The organism is Streptomyces sediminimaris, from assembly GCF_047049295.1.
Classification (GTDB): domain Bacteria; phylum Actinomycetota; class Actinomycetes; order Streptomycetales; family Streptomycetaceae; genus Streptomyces; species Streptomyces sediminimaris.
Window position 1 is genome coordinate 4,161,752 of the sequence record NZ_JBJWOT010000001.1, and the last position, 23,111, is coordinate 4,184,862.

24 protein-coding genes and 1 tRNA gene are annotated in these 23,111 nt (G+C 67.8%); 16 read left to right on the top strand and 9 right to left on the bottom strand.

Features of this window, described 5'->3' with window-relative positions:
• Positions 1-265: 265 nt before the first annotated feature.
• The 3 genes from ACJ9NR_RS19260 to ACJ9NR_RS19270 all read right to left on the bottom strand — a co-directional run bounded on the left by ACJ9NR_RS19260 (position 266) and on the right by ACJ9NR_RS19270 (position 5,657).
• Positions 266-2,836, bottom strand: a complete 2,571-nt coding sequence (locus tag ACJ9NR_RS19260) for a DEAD/DEAH box helicase family protein (RefSeq protein ID WP_412512712.1) — start codon at positions 2,834-2,836, stop codon at positions 266-268.
• Positions 2,836-4,941 carry a site-specific DNA-methyltransferase gene (locus ACJ9NR_RS19265; protein WP_412512713.1) on the bottom strand — a complete coding sequence of 702 codons (2,106 nt, stop codon included), beginning with the start codon at positions 4,939-4,941 and terminating at the stop codon, positions 2,836-2,838. Before ACJ9NR_RS19265 ends, ACJ9NR_RS19260 begins: the two co-directional genes overlap by 1 nt.
• A gap of 263 nt (positions 4,942-5,204) precedes the next feature.
• Complete coding sequence (locus ACJ9NR_RS19270) at positions 5,205-5,657, bottom strand: hypothetical protein (protein ID WP_412512714.1); 453 nt, start codon at positions 5,655-5,657, stop codon at positions 5,205-5,207.
• 79 nt (positions 5,658-5,736) lie between these two features.
• Between ACJ9NR_RS19270 and ACJ9NR_RS19275 the strand changes: the two genes are divergently transcribed.
• Positions 5,737-6,855, top strand: a complete 1,119-nt coding sequence (locus ACJ9NR_RS19275) for a DUF4062 domain-containing protein (protein ID WP_412512715.1) — start codon at positions 5,737-5,739, stop codon at positions 6,853-6,855.
• A gap of 164 nt (positions 6,856-7,019) precedes the next feature.
• A complete protein-coding gene (locus ACJ9NR_RS19280) occupies positions 7,020-7,805 on the top strand; it encodes a hypothetical protein (protein WP_412512716.1) in 786 nt (261 codons plus the stop codon).
• A gap of 408 nt (positions 7,806-8,213) precedes the next feature.
• On the opposite strand, the gene ACJ9NR_RS19285 is transcribed toward ACJ9NR_RS19280, so the two are convergent.
• The gene (locus ACJ9NR_RS19285) at positions 8,214-8,753 is read right to left on the bottom strand and encodes a hypothetical protein (RefSeq protein WP_412512717.1); all 540 of its coding nucleotides are present in this window, start codon (positions 8,751-8,753) and stop codon (positions 8,214-8,216) included.
• Positions 8,754-8,944: 191 nt separating this feature from the next.
• Between ACJ9NR_RS19285 and ACJ9NR_RS19290 the strand changes: the two genes are divergently transcribed.
• A complete protein-coding gene (locus ACJ9NR_RS19290; RefSeq protein WP_412512718.1) occupies positions 8,945-9,838 on the top strand; it encodes a phosphorothioated DNA-binding restriction endonuclease in 894 nt (297 codons plus the stop codon).
• 100 nt (positions 9,839-9,938) lie between these two features.
• Here the strand turns inward: ACJ9NR_RS19290 and ACJ9NR_RS19295 are convergent, their stop codons facing one another.
• From ACJ9NR_RS19295 to ACJ9NR_RS19305, 3 genes are read right to left on the bottom strand one after another with little or no spacing between them, the layout of a single operon-like run.
• Positions 9,939-10,829, bottom strand: coding sequence for a carbohydrate ABC transporter permease (locus ACJ9NR_RS19295; RefSeq protein WP_412512719.1), 891 nt, complete (start codon positions 10,827-10,829; stop codon positions 9,939-9,941).
• Positions 10,826-11,803 carry a carbohydrate ABC transporter permease gene (locus tag ACJ9NR_RS19300; RefSeq protein ID WP_412512720.1) on the bottom strand — a complete coding sequence of 326 codons (978 nt, stop codon included), beginning with the start codon at positions 11,801-11,803 and terminating at the stop codon, positions 10,826-10,828. Before ACJ9NR_RS19300 ends, ACJ9NR_RS19295 begins: the two co-directional genes overlap by 4 nt.
• Before the next feature lie 8 nt (positions 11,804-11,811).
• The gene (locus tag ACJ9NR_RS19305; protein WP_412512721.1) at positions 11,812-13,143 is read right to left on the bottom strand and encodes an ABC transporter substrate-binding protein; all 1,332 of its coding nucleotides are present in this window, start codon (positions 13,141-13,143) and stop codon (positions 11,812-11,814) included.
• A 323-nt stretch (positions 13,144-13,466) separates the two neighbouring features.
• Between ACJ9NR_RS19305 and ACJ9NR_RS19310 the strand changes: the two genes are divergently transcribed.
• The 3 genes from ACJ9NR_RS19310 to ACJ9NR_RS19320 all read left to right on the top strand — a co-directional run bounded on the left by ACJ9NR_RS19310 (position 13,467) and on the right by ACJ9NR_RS19320 (position 15,471).
• Positions 13,467-14,060 carry an HhH-GPD-type base excision DNA repair protein gene (locus ACJ9NR_RS19310; protein ID WP_412512722.1) on the top strand — a complete coding sequence of 198 codons (594 nt, stop codon included), beginning with the start codon at positions 13,467-13,469 and terminating at the stop codon, positions 14,058-14,060.
• 348 nt (positions 14,061-14,408) lie between these two features.
• Positions 14,409-14,705 carry a type II toxin-antitoxin system VapB family antitoxin gene (locus ACJ9NR_RS19315; protein WP_003999914.1) on the top strand — a complete coding sequence of 99 codons (297 nt, stop codon included), beginning with the start codon at positions 14,409-14,411 and terminating at the stop codon, positions 14,703-14,705.
• A 112-nt stretch (positions 14,706-14,817) separates the two neighbouring features.
• Positions 14,818-15,471 carry a LytR C-terminal domain-containing protein gene (locus tag ACJ9NR_RS19320; RefSeq protein ID WP_412512723.1) on the top strand — a complete coding sequence of 218 codons (654 nt, stop codon included), beginning with the start codon at positions 14,818-14,820 and terminating at the stop codon, positions 15,469-15,471.
• A gap of 541 nt (positions 15,472-16,012) precedes the next feature.
• On the opposite strand, the gene upp is transcribed toward ACJ9NR_RS19320, so the two are convergent.
• Entirely contained in the window at positions 16,013-16,648 is a 636-nt protein-coding gene (gene upp, locus ACJ9NR_RS19325; RefSeq protein WP_412512724.1) for a uracil phosphoribosyltransferase, read from the bottom strand.
• Between the two features lie 114 nt (positions 16,649-16,762).
• On the opposite strand from upp, the gene ACJ9NR_RS19330 reads away from it, so the two are divergent.
• From ACJ9NR_RS19330 to ACJ9NR_RS19370, 9 genes are all read left to right on the top strand, one after another.
• Positions 16,763-16,957, top strand: coding sequence for a hypothetical protein (locus ACJ9NR_RS19330; protein ID WP_412512768.1), 195 nt, complete (start codon positions 16,763-16,765; stop codon positions 16,955-16,957).
• 240 nt (positions 16,958-17,197) lie between these two features.
• Positions 17,198-17,725: a tRNA adenosine deaminase-associated protein gene (locus ACJ9NR_RS19335; protein WP_412512725.1), complete on the top strand. Its 528-nt coding sequence runs from the start codon at positions 17,198-17,200 to the stop codon at positions 17,723-17,725.
• A gap of 59 nt (positions 17,726-17,784) precedes the next feature.
• On the top strand, positions 17,785-18,210 hold the full coding sequence (tadA, locus tag ACJ9NR_RS19340; RefSeq protein ID WP_412512769.1) for a tRNA adenosine(34) deaminase TadA: 426 nt from the start codon (positions 17,785-17,787) through the stop codon (positions 18,208-18,210).
• 89 nt (positions 18,211-18,299) lie between these two features.
• A tRNA-Ser gene (locus ACJ9NR_RS19345) sits at positions 18,300-18,384 on the top strand.
• 84 nt (positions 18,385-18,468) lie between these two features.
• Positions 18,469-18,645, top strand: coding sequence for a hypothetical protein (locus ACJ9NR_RS19350; protein WP_412512726.1), 177 nt, complete (start codon positions 18,469-18,471; stop codon positions 18,643-18,645).
• Positions 18,646-18,657: 12 nt separating this feature from the next.
• Positions 18,658-18,951: a Dabb family protein gene (locus ACJ9NR_RS19355; protein ID WP_412512727.1), complete on the top strand. Its 294-nt coding sequence runs from the start codon at positions 18,658-18,660 to the stop codon at positions 18,949-18,951.
• A gap of 171 nt (positions 18,952-19,122) precedes the next feature.
• Positions 19,123-19,962 carry an RNA polymerase sigma factor SigF gene (locus tag ACJ9NR_RS19360; protein WP_412512728.1) on the top strand — a complete coding sequence of 280 codons (840 nt, stop codon included), beginning with the start codon at positions 19,123-19,125 and terminating at the stop codon, positions 19,960-19,962.
• A 319-nt stretch (positions 19,963-20,281) separates the two neighbouring features.
• Positions 20,282-21,172, top strand: coding sequence for an RNA polymerase sigma factor SigF (locus ACJ9NR_RS19365; RefSeq protein ID WP_412512729.1), 891 nt, complete (start codon positions 20,282-20,284; stop codon positions 21,170-21,172).
• A 167-nt stretch (positions 21,173-21,339) separates the two neighbouring features.
• Entirely contained in the window at positions 21,340-22,047 is a 708-nt protein-coding gene (locus tag ACJ9NR_RS19370; protein ID WP_412512730.1) for a hypothetical protein, read from the top strand.
• 92 nt (positions 22,048-22,139) lie between these two features.
• Here the strand turns inward: ACJ9NR_RS19370 and ACJ9NR_RS19375 are convergent, their stop codons facing one another.
• The gene (locus ACJ9NR_RS19375) at positions 22,140-22,343 is read right to left on the bottom strand and encodes a hypothetical protein (RefSeq protein ID WP_412493826.1); all 204 of its coding nucleotides are present in this window, start codon (positions 22,341-22,343) and stop codon (positions 22,140-22,142) included.
• A 204-nt stretch (positions 22,344-22,547) separates the two neighbouring features.
• Here ACJ9NR_RS19375 and ACJ9NR_RS19380 point away from each other — a divergent pair, with 204 nt between their 5' ends.
• A complete protein-coding gene (locus ACJ9NR_RS19380) occupies positions 22,548-23,048 on the top strand; it encodes a MarR family winged helix-turn-helix transcriptional regulator (RefSeq protein WP_412493827.1) in 501 nt (166 codons plus the stop codon).
• The last annotated feature ends 63 nt before the right edge of the window (positions 23,049-23,111 follow it).

Consider the following 23,111-nt stretch of genomic DNA (forward strand, 5'->3'; position numbering starts at 1 on the left):
CGCCAGCCTGGGAGTTCGAAACCGATCTCTACACGGATCTACCGGTGCGCTGGCACACCACCCGCCGACCTGGCCAGGAGGTCGAGGCCCAGGTCCGCGGCACGGACCGCGAGGCTGTGACCACAGCGTTCGCCGATGCTCGTGCACAGGCTGTGGATAGGGCCAGGAATCCCGGAAAGTACGGGGATGGCTACGTGTAGTAGCGAGCTGTGGCATTACGAAGCCGGGCGACGAGTGTCCATCGCCCGGCTTCACGGCGTTCAACCTACTGGCCGAAGCCCTTCAGGAACTCCCAGGACCCTTGCGCGTCCTCGACGTCCTGCTCGCCCACAAGGAGGTACTTCCAGGTGATGTCGACGTCTGGTGAGGAGTTCGCGGTGTTGGCCCACCTCCGGGCTGCCTTGCGCTTGGCAACCACCTCGGCAGAGGTCATGTCCTTGTCTGCCTTCGTCTCAACCAGCCAGCCGATGCGCTGCCCGTCCACCTTTTCGATGACGACGAAGTCAGGGTTGTACTCTCGCCCCTCCGAGGTCCATTTGATGGGCACATCGTTGATGTGCAGACGCGCCCACACGACCACGTTCTTGCCGCTGTCGATAGCGTTGGCTGCCTTGAACTCCGGCGAGGTGTCAAACCAGGCGTGGCTGTAGAGGTTCTTGCTCCAGCCATTGAAGGCGATCGCCTTGTCGAAGGAACCATCGGCGTGGCCGGCCACCTGGCGCTTACGCGTCTCGCGAGTCTTGGTGAGTGCGACGAGCTGCACGTCGTCGTCATAGGTGACCTGGGCCTGGGTTACGTCTCGGAGGGTTTTGGCCACCTCGGTGGCGAGACGCTGGCCACACCGGTCGACGAAGGCGGAGAGATGGTCGGCTGCCTTTTCCCCCATCGCCTCAATGAGGCGGTCGACGATCCGCTGGGCGGCTCCAAGCTCCAATGCACGGTTCGGCACGCCCTTAACGGACATGACTCGGCGGACGAGGGCCTCCCGCGTAACCGAAAGAGGGATGTCGAGCGGCAACGCGGAGACTATTTTGTCGTTGGCCGTCTCGGTCGCCGTCGTGGCCTTGCGGCCGTCGTGACTGGCGACGATCTTCGTCCGCTTCAACTCATCGGAATAGTCGGCGGTGAGGGTGCGGCCGAGCCGCTCAAACGGGCCGTAGTCGACGATGTCGTTAAGGCTGACCTGGACGAACTGCGGCACTGAGATCAGCTTAGGGATCAGGATAGGTTCTCGATCAGGCAGCGGGTCGTAGTGGACCACCGTGGAGGTCTTCTTGGCAGCCTCCGCTGCCTCGCGCGTACGGGTTTCCACGTCCACAACCCCGCGCCCATCGGGGGAAGCCGCCGCGGGGACGCCTGGAGTGATTCCCGAGGTCGATCCCTGCCCAGTAGCCGGCGCACCGCTTTGGCTGATGTTGCCTCCCTCAGCCTGGCTGGTGTCGCCGGTCTGAGGTCGACCACCTCCGGGAAGGCCGATGACCTCCCCGTCACTCTCGACCGTCTTCTGGCGGACCACGGAGCTGCCATCGGCCAGTCGCCGTACTTCTGCGTATGTGGCGTAGTCGATGAAAGCCTCGTTGAGGACCTTCCGCTTCTCCAGTAGCTCGCTGTACTTCTCGTGGGCCAGGATTTCGAGCGTGTCGAGGATCTCGACATCCGTGTACTTGCTGAACGGAAGCCGCATACCGCGGCCGAGGGTCTGTTCGGTCATGACTTCCGAGACCGATGCCCGCATGGAGGCGATCACGTAGACGCTCTTGACGTCCCAGCCTTCCTTCAGCATTCCGACGCTGATGATGATGCGGACCGGCGAGTCAGGGTTCTCGACGGCTTGGAGATCGGCCAGAGCCTTCTCTTTTGCATCGCCGGTCAACTTCGAGTGAATCAGGAGCGTCTTTCCAACCCACGCACCACCGTCGAAGCTGCCCGAGTCGAGGACGGCCTGGAATTCTTCGGCCTCCTCAATGTTCCGGGCGATGACCAGCATTACTGGGTTCACCCGGGGCAGACCATTCTCGTCACAATAGGCGTCGACGGCTTGGCCCTTGTAACGCAGCAGATTGACGCCGTCGAGCAGCTTCGTCTCGACGTCAGAGCGGTCGTCACGGCGAGCCACCATCACGGGGGTCTTCACGAGCTTGTCCGCGATAGCGGCGGCCAGCGGGTAACGGAATGCAACGAGGGACTCATCCGCTCTTACGGGCGTGGCAGTCATACCGACTACGAGCTCGGGCTTCAAGTCCCGGATGGTTCGAGAGAACGCCGGTCCTCGGTAGCAGTGGTGCTCGTCCGCCAGAATGACGAGGTCATCGAGCCGCGCGAGGTGGTCGAAGAAGGACATGCCCAAGTTTTCCAGGGGCACGTGCGTAGCACGCCCCTCGCCTGTAGCTGACGTCAGGGCCTGAACCGTAAAAACGTACAGCTTCGTGACCGTCGGATCATCGATCGCGACTCGGGTGGACTGCGCGTTGAAGTTGTCGGCCGTGATGACGTACGGGGCGGATCGCAGCATGTGCCGCAGCGACTTCGGGTTGCCAGCGGTGAAGTTGAGGATCGACTTGTCCCGGATTGTCCGTCCGGGCGCCAACAGCAGGAAGTTGCGGACCGGGGTCGCAGCTCCGGCCAGGTACTCCATCAGTCCGGCCATGACGTAGGTCTTTCCCACGCCGGTGGCCGAGTCCACGATGCACTCGTACGGCTCAGTCTCCTCCTGCACGTCGTAGTGGTCGGACGTGCGGAGAATCACCGACTCGATGGCCTTGCGGTTCGGCTCACGCAGGTCGAGACGGTGGGCGACCTCGGCCAGGAGGTCGGGCTGGAACTGCAACTCGCCCATCAGGCGGTCTCCCCTTCGGTAACGGCGGCAACGGTGGTGGTCTCAGCCGGTTCCTCGGTGGCCCGAGGTGATGGGACCGCGGAACGACCTGCGCCGAACGGAGACTTGCGGGCTGACTTGCGCCGGTAGTTGTCGAGAACCTTGTCAGGAATGAGTTCGAGCCGGGATCCGCGGCGGGCCTGCTTCAGTGCCTCGGCGGCACCGTCCTGGATTTGGGTGGCCCACACTTCCACGACCTCGTCCTCTGCGAGCCTGTCGACGATGGACGCGACGGTGCCCGTGCCGACCATGCCGTCGATGACGACGTAACGGGAACGGCCCTGCTTGGCTGCGAAGATGCCGTCGGGCTTGTAAGGGACGGACAGCTGGGCGCACATCGCCTCGGCCAGTGCGCCTTGGACGGCCCAATCGGCCAGCAGGACCATGCCACTCATCTCGACGAACATGGACTCGCCGACCTGGAGATGAGTGAAACTCCCCCCACCGTGCCAGTTGACGTTCTTGACGTTCTTGGTCTTGGTGGCTGCCTTGAGTGCCTTGACGGTGCTGGCATCGAGTTCGGACCCGACGGCCTTGGTGACCTTGGTGAGCAGCCGGTTGAACTCGTGCGCCTCGTCCGGCGTCATTCCATCAGGAAGGCCGCCCTCGCGGTCTTCGTCATCGTCAACCGCCGAGACTCGCTCGGTAACGGTGGTGATGCCCCCAGGATCCTGGCCGTTGACGACCTTGGCAAGCCGGGGCAGCGTGTATCGGGCCACGGTCTCGGGCAGCAGTTCGCTGGTCACCCATCGCCGGCCCATCTTGTGGGCGACGGCCGCGGTAGTGCCTGACCCGGCGAAACAGTCCAGGACGATGTCGCCGGGATTGGAGGCGATGTGGATGATGCGGGCCATCAGAGCCTCCGGTTTCGGCGTCGCGAACGGATGCTCGTCAGGGAACAGATTCTTGATTTCAATCTTGCCTCGAAGGTTTCCTCCGACTTCGCTTCCCAGCCAGAGCGTCTCGGGAACGCGACCGTTGTCCTCCAGATGCTTCTTGCGCTGGATGCGCTCCCGGAGGCCGAGCATCACGATGTCGGGCCAGTGCCCCGCGTCGTAGCGGGCGCGGGCGATTTTGGCGGCCTCTTCGACGGGCACCGACAGCATGATCGCTGGAACGCCGGCCTTGACCTTGTCCGCGGTTGTCCCGCAGATGCGTGCGCGCTCCTCTTGGTCGCCGATGTCACGCAACTCGTACGGCGCATATTCCGACATCTGCTTCAGCATCCACGACTGCGCCTTCCCCCAGCAGCGGCCAGCAGTCGGATACATCAGGCCCCCGGTGACAGGGTGCTGGATCGCGTAGACCATCGGATGGTTCGTTGCCGCCTTGCCCGCAGTCGCATCTCCGTCACGCCAGGGCACGGGGTCCCCGTCACGTGACTGGTAGCGGCTCGTGTTCGAGGCGGCGAGCCTGGGCATTCTGTTCGGGGACCAGGACTCGGACTTCCGGTAGACCAGGATCGTGTCCTGAGACGTCGAAAGCAGCCTGGTGTCGTTTCGGGGCGAGTCCGCCTTTTGCCAGGCGACCTCTGCGACGAAGTTACTCTCCCCCAGCTCCTCGTCGAGGACAACGCGGCACCTATGCGACTCCATGTGATCGAGGTGCACCCACACGGTTCCGTCGTCCGCGAGCAGCGGCCTGATCTGGCGGATCCGGTCCCGCAGGAGGGTGAGCCAGATCGAGTGCGCGATGTTGTCTTCGTAATTGGTGAATGCCTGACCCGTATTGAAGGGCGGGTCGATATAGACCAATTTCACCCGACCCAGGTACTTCTCGGCATAGGCCGGAATCTTGGCGAGCGCGTCCAGTACGTGCATCGCATCGCCGGTGATGAGGAGGTTGTCGTGGGTCGGCGCCGGCAGGTCTGCCGGACGGCCTTCGGGTGTCGGTGCCTCGACTCGATCAACCTCGTGGAGGAGCCGGACCTCGGAGACCCGGTAGTCCGACGGGTCGACGAACGTGTAGTCGTACCTGCCGTCTCCGGTCGACAGCAGCGTCTTGTCTTTGTCGGTCCAGGTGAGTTCGAGGCGCCCCTGGTGTCGGGGCGTCGAGTTCGAGGTCATGCAGCGTTCCCTTGCAGGTTGAAGGTGACGCAGTCTATTTTGTCGCACTCCTACCGCACCCGTATGCGAATCCCGTCTGGACGGGCCTGCCACCTGGATCGCGCATGCCGCAGAGGCCGCGGGCCAGAGCGCACCCCTCGGAATCTCCACTGGCCCTCATGTCCGCTGACGGCGAGGAGATGCCCGGCTTTGGTCTCTGGCGGCGGTGCGGTCGGCGGCATCATGTGCAGGCGAGGCTCAGCCGACAGCCCTCCGGACGAACATCAGGCCACGGCCACACACACGCTGAAGAGGCACAGTCCGTACAGGGCGATGGCAAGGTGCAGAATCACCCACAGGCGATGAAGGCGAATGCGATGCAGCCGAGGAAAACGACGGTAATGATCGGCTCTCGCACGTACCAGTCCTTCGTCGGAGCCCAGCACACCCAGCTCCACCAGGTCCTTCGTCAAGGCCCGCGCCTGAGAGAGGTGGTAGGAGGCCCGTTCGAAGTACTTGGAGACTGCCACCGCCCCATACCCACCGGTCATCGCCACGAAGAGACACAGAGGCATGACGTACGTCGAGAACTTCTGCTGGACAATGAGAGCACTCAAGGCAGCCGTGATGACGAGCAGGAGGTTGGTCAGTGCCGAGCGTTGGGTCTCACACTGTCGTAGCTGCTCCCGGTGCTCCTTCCAGTAGGCGCGTATCGCCTCTTCCGAGACTGCAGCCATGAAGCACCCCCGCATCCCAAGCACTCGCCGGTCATCCGGTTCGCTTCGACGAACCCCTCAGTAGTGGAGACACCGTAGCGTGAGAATCTTCATCAGCAGCGTCCGCAAGGGACTGGAAGAGGAGCGCGACGCGCTGCCTGGCCTCATTCGCGCGCTGGGGCACACCCCGGTCCTGTTCGAGGACTTCTCCGCGCAGACCACGCCCAGCCGACAGGCGTGTCTGGCAGCTCTCGACTCTGCGGATGTCTGCGTCTTCCTACTCGGACCGTCCTACGGTCACGTATTCCCCGAGACAGGGCAGTCGGCAACACACGATGAGTGGGTCGCCGCCAAAACAGCGGGCAAGCCGCGCTGGGTCTATCGCAAGCTGGGCGTCACGTTCGAGGACACTCAGCAGGATTTCGCCCGAACCGTGGAGGCTTACGCCACTGGCGTGTTCCGTGACTCGTTCCACGACACCGCCGAGCTGATGACCAAGGTGGTACGCAAGGTCAAGGAACTGGAGTCAGGCCCGTCCCCGCTGTCCTTCGCGCCCCTGGCACAGCCCGTTCCACTGCGTTGGAGCCTGGACGAGGCTGGCGTCGAAGGCGGCGTCGGCTTCCCTCTGCTGGAACTACATGTCTTTCCGGTGGGGTTCGCCGGCTACTCGGCAAGGGAACTGGAGGAGGTCAGCACATCGCTGGCGGACCGGATCCGCCGGACCGGTGCAGTCAAGAACGACGTTGCCCTGATGTCGTCCAGTTCCCAGGAGCATGCAATCGTCAGCACCCCCGTCAGCCGACCCCGTACGTGGGATACCCCTCGGCCTGGGGAACTGGTGGAAGTTCGCTTGCACAAATCGGGCCAGGTCTCACTGCGGGCCACACTCCCCCGAGACAGCATGGGCTCCATCCTCGATCACGACGCGCTGCCCCAGCAAGTCACCTCCCTGCTGAGGTTCAACGGCGCACTTAATCTGATCCAGACTGAACGCATCGTCGTGGCGATCGGTGTGTCAGACCCCAAGCTGACCCAAGTCGACAGATTCAACCCGCATCAGTCACGTACGCGTGCAGAACTCAGCGCTTACATGCGCTCGTTCACGCTGCGAACCGAGCCGGATGAGTCCACCAGCCTGGCCGCGCTGGACACGGGTGCCGAGGAAGTCGCTGGCATCCTGTCGCGAGCTCTGATCAAACAGCACCCCTCAGCCTCCTGAGACCAGTTTGCTCGGTAAGTTGTCGGCTGTGGCGGGGATCCTTGAGCGGCTTGTGCCGGACGGGTTGTGGAAGCTGTTCCAGCGGGTTGCGCCGTAAGCCAGGCCGTCGCCCACCCCGGCCGCCCCCTAACGGGATGGCCCGGCGGCACCGTACAGTCGGCCAAGTGCGCTACGGACAAAAAGCGTTACTGCCGGGACCCGGAACGTTCCCCGATGAGAAGGCTCTCGCGGCGTTCGTCCTCAGCAAGATGGACCAGTGGTTCCACATAGAGGAGCAGGTGCCAGGCCGCTACTGGACCGGCGAAGAGACGCGCATAGACGCAGTGCTGAGACCCCGCGATCCAGCAGGCTGGCACGATACGGATCCGGCCTTCGGCGTCGAGTTCAAGAACCTTGCCCCGAACACCAGCACCGGTGAGCGCTACGGGTGGGTCGCTCAGGCCGTCGGATACACGCACTGCCAATGGCGGGGGTACGACCGGTTGGGAATCTTCCTGTGCCCATCGCCTCTGAGCTGGCTCCTGTCTCGCGCCGACGAGATCGCCACTCTCCGCCAGCGGCAGATCAGTCCTGAGATGCTTGAGCAGGAGCGTCGGCGGGTACGTGAGTACGGCCGCCGTTTCGGTAAGGAGTACTCCGACGCGTACGTCGAGAGTGAGGCGCTGATAGCACACCGGCGCCGCCTCGGCGAACTGACCTACGAGGAGTTCACCGCTCGCGCCGACGGGTACGCGAACGCCGATGCCCGCGAACGCGAACATGATCTACGGATGGCCAAGGAGCTGACCCACCTCCTCGGGCAACTCAGCGTTGGCGAGCTCATGCCCTACGAGGACAGCGGCTGGACGCTCATGCGCTCAGGGTCGCTGCTATGGAGTGAGCGCGAGGGTGCGGCCAAGGTCCCGTATGGGCTACGTCCGCGCATCGGCTCTCAACGAAGCAGACGCTAGGAGCCGAGCTGGCCCAGGCTCGTCGCGTCGGAGCCGCCACAGGCCGCGAATGCCCTCCGAGCTGGAAGAACAGACGGACCTCTGGTTGCAGTTTTGGTTGCATTCACCCCCGTCCGGCGCTGTCCGCCGCCTGTCCAGCGAGCCGCTCCGCCGCAGGTCAGGACGCCCCCGAGCGTCCCCGAACCCCCAGACGAACATTTGGAAAGCGTGTTGGGGGCAACCCCTCACGAGTTCGAATCTCGTATCCTCCGCCGGCTCAGAGGCCCGGACCACGATCATGGTCCGGGCCTCTGGCGTTCGTCCGTCTGGCTCAGATCCCGTGCCGACAGCGGGAGTGGCCGCCTCTCGCTCCGCCTCGCTCCTCAAGCGGTGGCGGGCCCGGCAGCCTTGTCCCTGAGATCCGTGGCTTCAGAGGCCGCTCTCTGCCGGCACGCGAAACACCGGGCCTCGGGCGCCCAGCAGCCCGGGCACGGTCCGCCACAGGTCTGCCCCGTTCGCCCGCTCCCATGCCGCGGTCGCCCGGGACTGTGCCCACTGGGCCACGGCCACCGGAATCAGCATGAGGGGCGGCATCAGCTGGTGTGACGTCAGGCCGATGAGCATCATCCAGCAGACTGTTCCACCCGCGAATCCGACCGTGCGCCGCAACGACAGCCGCTGCGCCGTGTCTTGGCCGGTGTGCGGTCGTTCCTCGACGCTGTCAATCCACGCGGCATGCTCGTAACTGCGGCGAAGCCGGGCGGGGAGACGGAAACGCAGCGGCAGCAGCACCAGGGACACAAGAGCCACTGCGGCTGCCCCCACCAGGAGGACCTGCAGCCGGTGAGCCGTACCGATCAAGACCAGCAGCAGCCCCTCGGACAGCACCACCCCCGCGCCCATCATCAGCGCGGACGTCTGCTGGAAGTACACCACCCTTATCAGCCCGGGTCTGGCGTCCTCGGTCATCGTCCCAGCTCTCTGCCCGAACACCCGCACGGGCAGGGACGATCCAACGCCGTGCGGAACCCGGCGTCAACGTTCCCTGCGTCAGAACATCGCCAAGACTGTCCGCCCGCGGGTGCCCACGAGCAACCGAGACCAGTCCGAATGAAGCTGAACGAGCCCGGCGTCCGAAGGCGCCGCTACCATCGCCGGCCATGGACTGGCTGGAGCGCACGGCGAAGCTGAAACAGTGGACCAGAAGCGGGAATCGGGCCCCGCACAAGCCGCTGCTGTTTCTGTACGCCCTCGGCCGGTTCCAGCAGGATGCCGGCGACGAGCTGCGGTACAGCGCCGTGGAAGAGGACCTGAAGCGGCTGCTGTCGGAGTACGGGCCGCCCAACAGGACGACGCCCGCCTACCCGTTCCATCATCTGGTCGGTGACGGGGTGTGGGAGGTGCGTACCGCTCACGGATCGGGCAGCCCTGGAAGCGGGGTACGAGAGCTGCGGGCCGCGGGAGCGGCAGGACGCCTGGCACCCGAGCTGCGGACGGCGCTGCGTCGTGAGCCATCGCTGCTCGGCCGGATGGCGCGAGTACTGCTCGACCTGAACTTTCCGGCCTCGCTCCACGACGAGCTGTGCGAAGCCGTCGGTCTGGAGCTGGAGCAGGCCGAGACCGCCGAGGTACCGGCCGTGCGGAGGCGCCGGGACCCACGGATGCGGGAGCTGGTGCTGACCGCCTACGAGTACCGGTGCGCCTTCTGCGGCTACGACGGCCGGATCGGCACGGTGCCGGTCGGGCTGGAGGCCGCGCACGTGCGGTGGTGGGCGTTCGGCGGTCCCGACGACGTCGACAACGGACTGTGTCTGTGTTCACTGCACCACAAGCTCTTCGACAAGGGTGTCCTCGGTGTCGGCGACGAGCACCGCATCCTGGTCTCACAACGGTTCGTCGGCCACAGCCCCGCCGCCCGCGAACACGTCATAGCCCTCGCGGGCCGTCCCCTCGTCGGCCCTCAGCCGGGCATCCGCTCCATCGCGCCGGCCCATCGCGACTGGCACGCGAGACAGGTCTTCCACGGCAGCCCACGACCCGTCGCAGCCGCCTGACCGTGGACCGCACGCTCCGGCCCGACCCGAACGTACGGTCCGGTCACCGCTGCTCTCAGCTGCCCCGCTCTCAGCCGTGCCGCTCTCAGCCGCCCCGCTCTCAGCCCTTGTTGGCTCCCAGGGTCAGGCCGCTGACGAACTGCCGCTGGAGCACGAAGTAGACGATCAGGGTCGGGATCGCGGTGAGCAGGGCGCCGGCGGCGACCAGGTTGGGGTCGGTGAAGTACTGGCCGGAGAGGTTGTTCAGGGCCGAGGTGATCGGCATGTTCTCGCCGGTGGAGATCAGCACGATGGCCCAGAAGAAGTCGTTGTAGATCCAGATGGACAGCAGGGTGGCCAGGGCCGCCATCGCGGGCTTGCACAGCGGCAGCACGATCTGCCAGTACATGCGCCACACCGAGGCGCCGTCGACCAGCGCGGCCTCGGTCAGCTCGTCCGGCAGCATGCGCATGTAGTTGCTCAGCACGAACGCGCAGAAGCCGGACTGGAACGCCACGTGGATGAGCACCAGGCCGAGCGCGGAGTCGTAGAGTTTGCCGCTGGCCGTGACGCCCGGCAGGTCGATCAGCAGGTACATCCGGTACAGCGGCGTGATGATGACCTGCTGCGGCAGCAGGTTGCCGGCCGTGAACACCAGCAGCAGGAAGATGTTGAGCCGGAAGTCGAAGCGGCTGACGTAGAACGCGACCATCGACGACAGCAGCAGCGTCAGCAGCACGGCCGGGACCGCGATGATCAGCGTGTTGCCGAAGTAGTGCATCATGTCCGACTGCTCGAACGCGTTCTTGAAGTTGTCGAGGCTCAGCTTGTCCGGCCAGGAGACGTAGCCCTTGGCGCTGGTCTCCGAGTACGGGCGCAGCGCCGCGAAGACCGCCCACAGCAGCGGGGCCAGCCAGGCCAGCGAGGTGACGACGAGGAACACGTGCAGCAGGACGCGGGCCGGGCGAACGGGCGTGCGCTGCCGGCCGAGCGCGGCGGCGGGTGTGGTCATGCGCGCCGCTCCTTCCGGAAGGTCGCGATCAGATACGGGATGATGACCGCGAGGGAGATGACCAGCAGGACGACGGCGATCGCGGACCCGTAACCGATCCGGCTGGACTCGCCGATGATGTTGTTGGTGATCAGGATCGACAGCAACTCGGTGCCCTGGGCGCCCTTGTTGAAGACGAAGACCAGGTCGAAGGCGCGCAGCGCCTCGATGATGGTGACCACCAGGACGACGGTGTTGGTGGGCCGCAGCGTCGGGAAGATGACGTTCCTGAACGTCTGCCACTCGTTCGCGCCGTCCAGCGCCGAGGCCTCCCGCAGCGACGGGTCGACGCCCTTCAGGCCGGCCAGGTAGAGGATCATCATGTAGCCGGTGTGCCGCCAGGAGGCGGCGACCAGGACCGCCCACAGGTTCAGGTGCGGGTCGCCGATCCAGTCGATGTAGTGGCCGGGCTTGTTGGCCCCGATGATGCTGTTGATCAGGCCGGTGTCGGGGTTGTAGACCAGCTGCCAGACGAACCCGGTGACCGCCAGCGAGACCACGACCGGCAGGAAGTACGCCGTCTGGTAGACGCGGCTGAACCGGATCTTCTTGTCCAGCTGGACGGCGAGGAACAGGCCCATCGGCGTCGGGATCAGGATGAGCACGACGAACCAGATGATGTTGTGCTCTACGGCGGGCCAGAACTGCGGGTTGTCGTTGAACAGGTGCTTGAAGTTGTCCAGCCCCACCCACTTGATGGCGTTGAAGCCGATGCCGTCCCAGGTGGTGAAGGCCAGGGCGATGGAGGCGAGGGCGGTGACCCAGACGAGGGCCACGTGCAGGACCGTCGGCACGCCCGCCATGAAGGCGAGCGTGATGCGGTCGCGGCGGGTCAGCAGGCGCTTGTGCCCCCGCGCGACCCGCTTCTCAGGCGCACGGCCCGGAGGCGGCACGGCTGCCGCCTCCGGGCTCTTCGTGTTCGTGTCGGTGGTCATCGGAAGGCTCACGACGAGGCGAAGATCGTCTTCTTCTGGCGCTCGATCGACGACAACAGGCTGTCGACGCCCTTGGGGTTCTGCAGGAACTTCTGCAGACCGGGCTGCATCACCGTGGAGGTGAAGTCCGGCCGGGAGTCGCGGTCCATGAACTGGGTGAGGTTCTTGGCGCCGCTGATCATGGTGTACGCCTTCTTCTGCAGTGGCGTGTACGAGGAGGTGTCGGCCGTGCTGGACGCGGCCACCACGCTGGAGTCGGCCTTGAGGTAGATCTGCTCGGCCTCCGGCGTGCCCAGGTACTCCATGAGCTTGACGACGCCCGCGTGGTTCTTCGGGGACTTGCTGACCATGAAGCCGTCGGTGGGCGCCTCGACGGTCTCCTGGCCGTAGGCGGAGTTGATCTCCGGGAAGGCGAAGAAGTCGAGGTCCTCGAGGTCGGCCTTGTTGGTGAACTGCTGGGCCACGAAGGAGCCGAGGACGTACATGCCGGCCTTCTTCGACACCAGGCCCTGCGCGGCGTCCTGCCAGGTGCGGCCCATGAACCCGTCCTGGTGGTACGGCAGGATCTCGGTCCAGTGGTCGAAGACGGCCTTGACCTTGGGGTCGGTCCAGGCGGCCTTGCCCGCCATCAGGGACTTGTGGAAGTCATAGCCGTTGAGGCGGAAGTTGATCTGGTCGAAGGTGCCCATCGCCGGCCAGGCGTCCTTGTCGCCGAAGGCGATCGGGACCAGCCCGTCCTTCTTCATCTGCTTGCACAGGGCGACGAACTTGTCCCAGGTGGTGGGGACTTCGTACCCGTGCTGCTGGAAGACGCTCTTGCGGTAGAAGATCGCCCACGGGTACGTGTACAGCGGTACGAAGTAGTACTTGCCGTCCTCGCCCTTGCTGAGCTGCTTCATCGCGTCGGGGAAGTTGCTCCCGATCTTCTGCCACACGTCGTCGATCGGCGAGGCGAGCTTCTTGGCCGCGAAGAACTGCATGCGGTAGCCGGCGAACCAGGTGAACACGTCGTCCGGCGTGCCCTGGAGGTAGGAGTTGATCTGCTCCTGGAAGGTGTTGTGGTCCTTGGTGTTGACGTCGACCGTGATGCCGGACTGCTTCTTGAAGGCCGCGTAGATCTCGGCGAAGGCCTTCTTCGGCACCGCGTCCGAGGCGTTGGAGCCGAGACTGACGGTCTTGGGGTCGGATGAGCTGCCGCTGCCGCCGCAGGCGCTCAACAGGGGTATGCCGGCACCCGCGAGGAGGGCGGCGCCACCCACACCGCGCAGCAGGCTGCGGCGGCTGGGCGAAGGGAGCTCACTACTGGGACGAAGGAGACCCGAAGGGGAGAGGTCTGACATAACGGCTCCTGAGGGCAGGGATCCGGTCACACTGCGCCCTGTCGAGAGCGCTCGAAACCGACCAGAAATCAACTCGACCGAACATCGTGGCGGTAATAACAGCCCCATATCCGGTCATCGGTCAATAGCTGCCCATGAGCTTTGTGGAAACGTAACCGACACAGTCACGATCGTTGCGTTCGAGGACCCGAACATACGGCTGCGTAACGTGCCTTACTGGATACGCACGGCCCCGGCCCCGGCCCCGGGACCCCGCGCCCGCCCCCTTCCCGTGCCCGGGCGGCCCGAGCGCGCGCAGGGCGTGATCGGGGCATGATCGGGGCATGGACGTCACCCTCCACCTCGCCCAGGACCCCGCGGCCGACGAGCTGCTGGGACGCTCCCCGCTCGCCGCGCTCACCGGGATGCTGCTGGACCAGCAGGTGCCGATGGAGTGGGCGTTCAAGGGCCCGCGCACGATCGCCGACCGGCTCGGCGCCGACGACCTGGACGCGCACGACATCGCCGTCATGGACCCCGAGACCTTCGCCGCCGTGCTCTCCGAGAAGCCGGCCGTGCACCGCTACCCGGGCTCCATGGCCAAGCGCGTGCAGCAGCTGTGCCAGTACCTCGTGGAGCACTACGACGGCAACGCCGAACTCGTGTGGAAGGGCGTGGACGACGGCCGGGAGCTGCTGAAACGGCTGCAGGAACTGCCCGGCTTCGGCAAGCAGAAGGCGCAGATCTTCCTGGCGCTGCTGGGCAAGCAGCTGGGCGTACGGCCCGTGGGCTGGCGGGAGGCGGCCGGTTCGTACGGCGACGCGGGCTCCTTCCGCTCCGTCGCCGACATCACCGGACCCGAGTCGCTGACCAAGGTGCGGGCGTTCAAGCAGGAGATGAAGGCGGCCGCCAAGGCCGCGCGGACCACCGGAACGTAGCGGCGTAGCGGCGTAGGGGCTTAGGGGGCGCGCCTCCCTGTTCGCGGCCGGTGTGCTGTTCGGCCTGTACCCGAGCACCGGGACGCGCGGAAACCGCAGCCCCGGCAGCCCGTACGGAAGCAGGGCCGCTGATCTCCCCCGGCGGGGGCGGACCTGCCGCCTCCGCCGGGCCGACCCGAACAGCGGGCCCGCGACCGGGCGCCACGGGACCGGCCGCCCGGCGCATGGCATCGCTGTCATTCACATGGGGGCCCTGCCATCCTTCGGACCGTTTTGCACCATCTTTTCCGGCGCCGCACTCCGTCTCCATGGCTGCGCCCGGAAGGTCTTGACCGGTAGGCTTTCCGTGTGATCTTCAAGCGCATCGGAAACGGCCGGCCGTACCCCGACCACGGCCGGGAAAGCACCCGGCAGTGGGCGGACGTCGCGCCGCGCCCGGTCCGCCTCGATCAGCTCGTCACCACCAAGGGACAGCTCGACCTGGAGACCCTCCTGGCCGAGGACTCGACCTTCTACGGCGACCTGTTCGCACACGTGGTCAAGTGGCAGGGCGACCTGTATCTCGAGGACGGTCTTCACCGCGCGGTGCGGGCGGCGCTGCAGCAGCGCCAGGTGCTGCACGCACGCGTGCTCGAACTGGACTGACGCACACCTGGACGGGGCCGGCCGGTAAAGGCTTGGCCCTTTCGGGTCCACCTGTGCGGACTGCAATGATCATCTAGTAGGCATTGCCGCCCGGGCGCACTACGCTGCGCACATGAGCATGCTGACTCCCCCGGGCATGGGCGGCAAGTACAAGATCACGGGGGACAAATACCCCCGGATGCGCCAGCGCCGTCGGCGCGGCAAGCTCGTCGCCGCGGTCGTGGCCTCCGTCGCCGCGCTCGCCGTCGTCGCCTGGGGCAGCCTGCAGCTCATCGACGTCTTCACCGGCGGCGGCCAGAAGGCCTCGGCGGCGGGCACCAAGGCGGACTGCGGGTCACGGGTGAGCCCCTCGGCCGGCGCCTCCGCCGGGGCCAAGGGCGCCGCCCTCCCCAAGCCCGCCCAGATCACGGTGAACGTCTACAACGCCACCACGCGCAGCGGCCTGGCCAAGAACACCGCGGACGAGCTGAAGAAGCGCGGCTTCAAGGTCGGCGACGTGGGCAACGCGTCGAAGGAGTTCGACAAGAAGGTCAAGGGCACGGGGGTGCTGCTGGGCCCCGCGTCCGCCCTGAACAGTTCGCTGCCGGTCCTCGCCACCCAGCTCTCCGGCGCCGAGCGCCGTACGGACGCGGCCCGCAAGGGCGCCGCCGTCGACCTGATCATCGGCGACGGCTTCAAGACCCTCACGCCGAAGGCGGACGCCGACAAGGCGCTGGCCGCGCTGGCCGCCCCGAAGCCGGCGGCCACATCGAAGAAGGGCTGCTGAGCAGCACCCCACCCGGGGGCACGGGCGGCTCCATGCGGGGGCACGGTGGCCCCATGCGGGGGCACGGTGGCCCCACCCGGTGACCCGAACAGCCCCACCCGGGGGCACAGAGCCTCGCTCGGGGACACAGCCGACCCCACCCGGGGGCGCCGTGGCCCCACCCGGCGACTCGAACAGCCCCACCCGGGGACGCGGAGAGCCGCGCGACCGGAGACGCCGAACCGGCCGACCACCGACCGCCGACCACCGACCGCCGGCCGCCGGACCGTGGGCCGCCACCGGACGGTGGGCCGCCGCCGGACACCGACCGCCGGACGTGCCCGCACCCCGCATCCGGCGCCCCACGTCCCGGGCCCACCGTCCGGCGCCCCACGTCCCGGGCCCACCGTCCGGCGCCCCACGTCCCGGGCCCACCGTCCGGCGCCCCACGTCCTGTGCCCACCGTCCGGCGCCCGACGTCCCGGGCCCACCGTCCGGCGCCCGACGTCCCGGGCCCACCGTCCGGCGCCCCGCGCCCTCGTGCTGAGACCCGTGGGACGCGCTACTCGGCCGCGCCGTACAGGCGGTCCCCGGCGTCGCCCAGCCCGGGCACGATGTACCCGTGCTCGTTGAGCCGCTCGTCGACCGCGGCCGTCACCACGGTCACCGGCGTACCCGCCAGCTCCCGCTCCATCAGCTCGACGCCCTCGGGCGCGGCGAGCAGCACCACGGCGGTCACGTCGTCCGCGCCGCGCTTGATCAGTTCCTGGATCGCCGCGACCAGCGTGCCGCCGGTGGCCAGCATCGGGTCCAGGACGTACACCTGGCGCCCGGAGAGGTCCTCCGGCATGCGGGAGGCGTACGTGGACGCCTGGAGCGTCTCCTCGTTGCGGATCATGCCCAGGAAGCCCACCTCGGCGGTCGGCAGCAGCCGGACCATGCCGTCCAGCATGCCGAGGCCGGCCCGCAGGATCGGCACCACCAGCGGGCGCGGGTAGGAGAGCTTCACCCCGGTCGTCGCGGCGACCGGCGTGACGATGTCGACCTGTTCGGTGCGCACGTCGCGCGTGGCCTCGTACGCGAGCAGGGTGACCAGCTCGTCGGCGAGGCGGCGGAAGGTCGCGGAGTCGGTGCGCCGGTCGCGCAGGGTGGTGAGCTTGTGGGCGACCAGGGGGTGGTCGACGACGTGGAGACGCATGCCCTAACAGTAGCCGCGGCCCCGAAACCCTCGCGCTGGCATCAAACCACCCGTCCGAGGGAAAGTGGGAGGAACGGACCGGGGGGTGGTGACCCTATGGCTGACCTGCCTGACCTGCCTGACCTGCCGGAGAGCGACGCCGAGAAGGACGTCTCGCCGGAAGAGCGCGACGCGGAGCGCCGTCGCCGCAGGGCCCAGTTCCTGCGTGATCTCGCCGAGGCGCGCGAACTGCGCGACCGCGTCCAGCCCCGCCGCGCCAAGACCGCCCGCCTGCGCCACGCCATGCGCATGCGCACTTTTCGCTGGTGACTGCGGCCCGAGCGGGGGCGTTTGGCGGGCGGCCCGGTGCGTGCCGGACGGGATCGCCGCGTACGATCCCGCTCGTGGCCGATCAAAACGGGCGGACACAGGGAGCCGAAGACGTCCCCTGAAGGCCTTGTTTCTGCCACGATTCCGAGTGGGTGGGGCGCGGAGCCCAGCTCTCCCCGCCCAGAACCTCCGCCGGGGGGACCCCCAACCGGCACACCTAGGACCAGTGGGAGAGTCACGGTGTACTTCGCCGCACTGCTCGCGCGCACCGAAGACGGGTGGGAAGCGAGCGACACAGAGCTCGACGATGTGGAGACCCTGTCGGATCTGGCCGACCTCGCCCGGGAAGCCGCGGCCGAGGACGACACGGTGCTCGTACTGATCGAGCAGGAAGACGCGTGGTTCGGCGTCGTCCGCGTCGACGGCGAGGACGACCCTCGTATCTACGTCTCGGACGCCGCCGCCGCTGCCCGCAGCAGTTACGGAGAGATCCTGCTCACCGACGAACTGCTCGGAAGGGAGCCCGGCGACGACGGCGCCGACCTGGACTCCCTCGACCTCGACGGCACCGAGGACGGTGAGGACGAGGACGACGGCGACGAGGACACGGCGTCCGCCGAGGCCGTGCCGCACAGCCCCGTCGGCGACGCCGAGATCCTCGACGACCTCGGCGTCAGCGCCAAGGAGCTGCGCAACCTCGACGAGGACGCGCTGACCTCGATCGCCGAGTCCCTGGGCGCCTCCGAGGTACTGGAGACCGTCCGCTGACCGCTTCGGACACCGCGGGAGGCACCCCGGACCCGGTGCGCGACCCGTGGCGGGCCGCGATGCGGCGCGCGCTGGACGAGGCCGGGCGGGCCGGCGGGGACGTCCCCGTCGGCGCCGTCGTCCTGGCCCCGGACGGTGCGACCGTGCTCGCGGCCGGGCACAACGAGCGCGAGGCCACCGGCGATCCGACGGCGCACGCGGAGCTCCTCGCCATCCGCCGGGCCGCCGCCGAGCTCGGTGGATGGCGCCTGTCCGGCTGCACCCTCGTCGTCACCCTGGAGCCGTGCACGATGTGCGCGGGCGCGATCGTGCAGTCCCGGGTGGACCGTGTGGTCTACGGCGCCCGCGACGAGAAGGCCGGCGCGGCCGGCTCCCTCTGGGACGTCGTACGCGACCGGCGGCTGAACCACCGCCCGGAAGTGATCGAGGGCGTACTGGCCGAGGAGTGCGCCCGCCTCCTCACCGACTTCTTCCGGTCCCGCTGATCCCTGTCCCCGGTCCCGCCGATCCCTGTCCCCGGTCCCGCCGAATACCGATTTCGGAGCACTGCCCGGCGTGCTGTAAGGTCTCCCTCGGTAGCGTGTCCGAGCGGCCGAAGGAGCTCGCCTCGAAAGCGAGTGTGGCGCAAGTCACCGAGGGTTCAAATCCCTCCGCTACCGCTTGGAGAAGGGCCCCGTCGTCAGACGGGGCCCTTCGTGCGATCATGTGCGGTCGTTGGGCAACTTGTGACTCGGGAGGCCGCGATGGCGGTGAATGCGAAGAAGATCGCCGTCTATGTGCTCGTGGTCTTCGCCCTCTACGTGATCATCACGGACCCCGCCAAGGCGGCGGACTACGTCCAGATAGGGTTCGAGGGCATCTCGGACGCCGCGAAGGCCATCGGTGACTTCTTCACCTGGCTGGCCGACGGGGCCCATTAGCCAGGAGCACGCATGATTCGGCATCTCGTCCTGTTCAAGCTCAACGAGGGCGTCACGCGTGACGATCCGCGCGTCGCGGCGGGCGAGGAGGCCTTCCGGTCGCTGGACGGGAAGATCCCCGAGATCCGCTTCTGGGAACTGGGCTGGAACCTCAGCGACCGCCCCATCGCCTACGACTTCGCTCTCAACTCCGGCTTCGCGGACGCGGCCGCGCTGCGGCGCTATGTCGAGCACCCCGAGCACCAGGCGGGCGTGGCGCTGTGGAAGGAGTTCGCCACCTGGGTGGTCGCCGACTACGAGTACTGAGCAGGCCCCCGAAGGGCCCCGCACCGGAACCGGTGCGGGGCCCTTTTGCATCGTATGTCCCAACTTGCCTTCAACACGGCGTAATGCGGTGCTTGCGCATAGTCCACATCTCTTGTGATGCTATGACCACTTTTGACGGATGAGTTGATCGATTGTGAGGCGGAGTTGACCGTGCCGGCCAGTACTGCGCCTCAAGCACCGCCCCGGGAAGCCGCTCCGGGCACCCCGGAGACCGCACCGCCGCGCAGCCGCGGCGCCGACACCCGGGCCCTCACCCAGGTGCTCTTCGGCGAGCTGAAGACGCTCAGGCCGGGCAGCCCGGAGCACATCCGGGTGCGCGGGGCGCTGATCGAGGCCAACCTCCCGCTGGTGCGCTACGCGGCGGCCCGCTTCCGCTCCCGCAACGAGCCGATGGAGGACGTCGTCCAGGTCGGCACCATCGGGCTCATCAACGCGATCGACCGCTTCGACCCGGACCGCGGCGTGCAGTTCCCGACGTTCGCGATGCCGACCGTGGTCGGCGAGATCAAGCGCTACTTCCGCGACAACGTCCGCACGGTCCACGTCCCGCGCCGGCTCCACGAGCTGTGGGTCCAGGTCAACAGCGCCACCGAGGACCTGACGACCGCCTTCGGGCGCACCCCGACGACCGCCGAGATCGCCGAGCGGCTGCGCATCACCGAGGAGGAGGTCCTCTCCTGCATCGAGGCCGGCCGCTCGTACCACGCGACCTCGCTGGAAGCGGCCCAGGAGGGCGACGGACTGCCGGGACTCCTCGACCGGCTGGGCTACGAGGACCCGGCCCTGGACGGCGTCGAGCACCGGGATCTGGTCCGCCATCTCCTCGTACAACTCCCGGAGCGGGAACAGAGAATCCTGCTGCTGCGCTACTACAGCAACCTCACCCAGTCGCAAATCAGCGCGGAACTCGGCGTCTCCCAGATGCATGTGTCGCGGCTACTCGCGCGTAGCTTCCAGCGGCTGCGATCCGCCAATCGGATCGAGGCATAATCGGATCGAGGCATAAGAGGCGCACAGGCGCACACTCCGGAACACCGCAGATCGCAAAGAGGATCGACGGGTAACCGGGGAGAGCGAATCGCTCACCAGGGATGTTCCCGACAGTTCTGTGCCGAAAAAGCCTCAGACCCCCTCTTTCCAGGGCCGATTCCCATCTCACGTGTCGACATGTCACTACAGCGCGTTGCCGACATGTGACATTCTTCCTCAAGCGCGTTTGCCGGGGCTTCGGCTCCGGTATTCAGGTGAAGGCTGAACTCCTCGCCGAGGGGCTTCGGCCGCGACCGTCCCGCGACCCAGAGGGGGTGGCATGTCCGCAGATCAGGGCAGCTCGAAGGTGCTCACGCTCACGAAGAGCGATTCCGCGCCCGCCGACGCCGTCTTCGACGAGGCTCCGGTGGTGCAGGCGCCCGACGTCCCGGCCGTCCCGGCCCCGGAGAGCATCGACACCCGCACCCTGTCCCGCTCCCTTTTCCTGCGGCTCGCCGCACTCGACGAGAACAGCCCCGAGCGCGCGTACGTGCGGGACACCCTCATCGAGCTCAACCTCCCGCTGGTGCGCTACGCCGCGGCCCGCTTCCGCTCGCGCAACGAGCCGATGGAGGACATCGTCCAGGTCGGCACGATCGGCCTGATCAAGGCGATCGACCGGTTCGACTGCGAGCGGGGCGTGGAGTTCCCGACCTTCGCGATGCCGACGGTCGTGGGCGAGATCAAGCGGTTCTTCCGCGACACCTCGTGGTCGGTGCGCGTGCCGCGCCGGCTGCAGGAGCTGCGGCTGGCCCTGACGAAGGCCAGCGACGAGCTCTCCCAGCGGCTCGACCGCTCCCCGACCGTGCCCGAACTCGCCGCGGTGCTGGGCGTGTCCGAGGAGGACGTGGTCGACGGCCTCGCGGTGGGCAACGCCTACACGGCCTCCTCACTGGACTCCCCGGCGCCCGAGGACGACGGCGGCGAGGGCTCCCTCGCGGACCGTCTGGGTTACGAGGACAGCGCCCTGGAGGGCGTCGAGTACCGCGAGTCCCTGAAGCCGCTGCTGGCCAAGCTGCCGCCCCGTGAGCGGCAGATCATCATGCTCCGCTTCTTCGCCAACATGACCCAGTCGCAGATCGGCGAGGAGGTCGGCATCTCGCAGATGCACGTCTCCCGGCTGCTGACCAGGACGCTGGCGCAGCTGCGCGAGGGGCTCATCTCCGACTGAGCGGAGTCCTGGACGCGTCACTGGACGCGTCACTCGACTCGCCATCGGGCGGAGTACCCAGCGAGTACCGCTCGGGGGTTCCCATTTGACGGGGCGTCAGCCACCATGGCGCGATGCTGCGCGGGACTCCTCGGACGACATGGACACGTGGCCGTCGAGGCGCCGTCATGGGCGCGTCGGCGGCCGTCGTCTGCCTGGGCGCCGCGCTCGCGGCGTGCGGGGGCGGCGGCACGGGCGGCGGCTACGTGGCCACCGGAGCGGTCGGCGGGACGCCCGGGGCCCCGGGCGCGGCGGCTCCGACCGGAGGGGTCACGCTCGTACCGCTGGACGGCACCCCGCCGGACGGCACCCCGCGGCGCGGCGGCTCCCCCGCGGCGCCGGGCGGTTCGGGCGGCGCCGCGGACGGCCGCCCCGGGCGGAGCGCACCGGCGTCCGCCGCCGCGACGTCGCCGCCCCATGGCGGCAGGCACACCGGGTCCGCTCCCGCGGCACCGGTCCCGCCGTCGCCGACGGCGGCTCCCGGCCCCACGGCGACCACCGGTCCCACGGCGCCCACGCGACCCACCGGGCCCGCCGACCTGACCTGGAGCGCCCCGGAGCGGAAGGCGACGGACAGGCGCTGGTGCGAGGACGTGACGCTGGCCTTCACCGACTCCGGGGGTGAGGCGGTCCGTTCCGGGACCGTCACCTTCGGCACGCACATCATCGGCGCGCTGGGCATCGACTGGGCGACGGTGACGTCGCAGGTGCCGTTGCCGACGCCGATCGGCGCCGGGGCGCGCGTGCGGAAGACCTGGACGGTGTGCGTGGACGCCTGGCGCGTGCCGCTCGGCATGCACGTCGAGACCCGGGACGTCTCCGTCCGGTGGAAGTGACGCCCGGTGGAAGTGACGCCCGGTGGAAGTGACGCCCGGTGGAAGTGACGCCCGGTGGAAGTGACGCCCGGTGGAAGTGACCTGAGCTCTCGCTACATCATCGCGAGCCAGGCGACGGCCGCCACGACCGCCACCGCGGCGACGATGCCGACGATCAGGCCGATCCGGGGGCCGGCCGGCGCGGCGGCCTGCTGACGGCCCTGCCGGCCCTGGGGGCCCTCGTCGACGAACGCGCGGAACATCTGGGTGCTGCCTGCGGGGTCGTGGTTGCCCTGGGGGCCCTGGGGGTTAGCCATGGGAGCAGACCCTAGCGAATCACCGGTGGCGGCCCAAGTGGGGGGCCGCCGGCCGCCACGCCCCCTCGACGACCACCCCCACCTGGGTGTTTACGTCCGCGATACTTGGCTTTGCCAAGTTTTTATCCCGCACCCCGCCGATTTATTTGCCTGCAGCAACCAACAACTCTATGGTTGCCCTAAGCAACGAATGCGGGAGGTGTCATGGCCGAGCAGGCGCAGTACGAGGAGCTGATCAGGCAGTTCAGCGCGTTCGGTGCCGTCAAGCGGGAGCTCGGCCGGATCATGCCGTCCGACTGCCCGAGCGGCAGCGCCGCCGTACTGACCCTCCTGGGCCGCTACGGCGACATGCGCATGAGCAGGCTCGCGGAGCTGCTGGCCGTGGACATGTCCGTCACCAGCCGCCATGTGGCGCACCTCGCCGAGCGCGGCTGGATCGACCGCTCCCCCGACCCGGCGGACAAACGGTCCCGGATCGTGCACCTGACACCCGCGGGCCTGGACTGCCTGGGGGAGCTGTCCGAGCGGACCACCCAGCTGCTCGCCGAACGGCTCGCCGACTGGAGCGACGAGGAGGTCGCCCAGCTCACCCGGCTCATGACCCGGCTGCGGGCCAGCTTCGACGACTGCCGTCCCGTGCCGCCCCGGCTGCCGCCGCCGGCCGTCGCAGTCGAACCGACCACCCGTACACCCGCAAGCACTTGAGAAAAGGAAGCCCATGGCAACGACCACACCAGCCGGTGTGCGGGCTCATGCCAAGCACGGGGG

Excerpts from the sequence above, each read along its gene's own strand:
- ACJ9NR_RS19260 (WP_412512712.1), bottom strand. The coding sequence starts at position 2,836 with ATGGGCGAGTTGCAGTTCCAGCCCGACCTCCTGGCCGAGGTCGCCCAC.
- ACJ9NR_RS19265 (WP_412512713.1), bottom strand. The coding sequence starts at position 4,941 with ATGACCTCGAACTCGACGCCCCGACACCAGGGGCGCCTCGAACTCACC.
- ACJ9NR_RS19270 (WP_412512714.1), bottom strand. The coding sequence starts at position 5,657 with ATGGCTGCAGTCTCGGAAGAGGCGATACGCGCCTACTGGAAGGAGCAC.
- ACJ9NR_RS19285 (WP_412512717.1), bottom strand. The coding sequence starts at position 8,753 with ATGACCGAGGACGCCAGACCCGGGCTGATAAGGGTGGTGTACTTCCAG.
- ACJ9NR_RS19290 (WP_412512718.1), top strand. The coding sequence starts at position 8,945 with ATGGACTGGCTGGAGCGCACGGCGAAGCTGAAACAGTGGACCAGAAGC.
- ACJ9NR_RS19295 (WP_412512719.1), bottom strand. The coding sequence starts at position 10,829 with ATGACCACACCCGCCGCCGCGCTCGGCCGGCAGCGCACGCCCGTTCGC.
- ACJ9NR_RS19300 (WP_412512720.1), bottom strand. The coding sequence starts at position 11,803 with ATGACCACCGACACGAACACGAAGAGCCCGGAGGCGGCAGCCGTGCCG.
- ACJ9NR_RS19305 (WP_412512721.1), bottom strand. The coding sequence starts at position 13,143 with ATGTCAGACCTCTCCCCTTCGGGTCTCCTTCGTCCCAGTAGTGAGCTC.
- ACJ9NR_RS19310 (WP_412512722.1), top strand. The coding sequence starts at position 13,467 with ATGGACGTCACCCTCCACCTCGCCCAGGACCCCGCGGCCGACGAGCTG.
- ACJ9NR_RS19320 (WP_412512723.1), top strand. The coding sequence starts at position 14,818 with ATGAGCATGCTGACTCCCCCGGGCATGGGCGGCAAGTACAAGATCACG.
- upp (WP_412512724.1), bottom strand. The coding sequence starts at position 16,648 with ATGCGTCTCCACGTCGTCGACCACCCCCTGGTCGCCCACAAGCTCACC.
- tadA (WP_412512769.1), top strand. The coding sequence starts at position 17,785 with ATGCGGCGCGCGCTGGACGAGGCCGGGCGGGCCGGCGGGGACGTCCCC.
- ACJ9NR_RS19350 (WP_412512726.1), top strand. The coding sequence starts at position 18,469 with ATGGCGGTGAATGCGAAGAAGATCGCCGTCTATGTGCTCGTGGTCTTC.
- ACJ9NR_RS19355 (WP_412512727.1), top strand. The coding sequence starts at position 18,658 with ATGATTCGGCATCTCGTCCTGTTCAAGCTCAACGAGGGCGTCACGCGT.
- ACJ9NR_RS19365 (WP_412512729.1), top strand. The coding sequence starts at position 20,282 with ATGTCCGCAGATCAGGGCAGCTCGAAGGTGCTCACGCTCACGAAGAGC.
- ACJ9NR_RS19370 (WP_412512730.1), top strand. The coding sequence starts at position 21,340 with ATGGGCGCGTCGGCGGCCGTCGTCTGCCTGGGCGCCGCGCTCGCGGCG.
- ACJ9NR_RS19375 (WP_412493826.1), bottom strand. The coding sequence starts at position 22,343 with ATGGCTAACCCCCAGGGCCCCCAGGGCAACCACGACCCCGCAGGCAGC.
- ACJ9NR_RS19380 (WP_412493827.1), top strand. The coding sequence starts at position 22,548 with ATGGCCGAGCAGGCGCAGTACGAGGAGCTGATCAGGCAGTTCAGCGCG.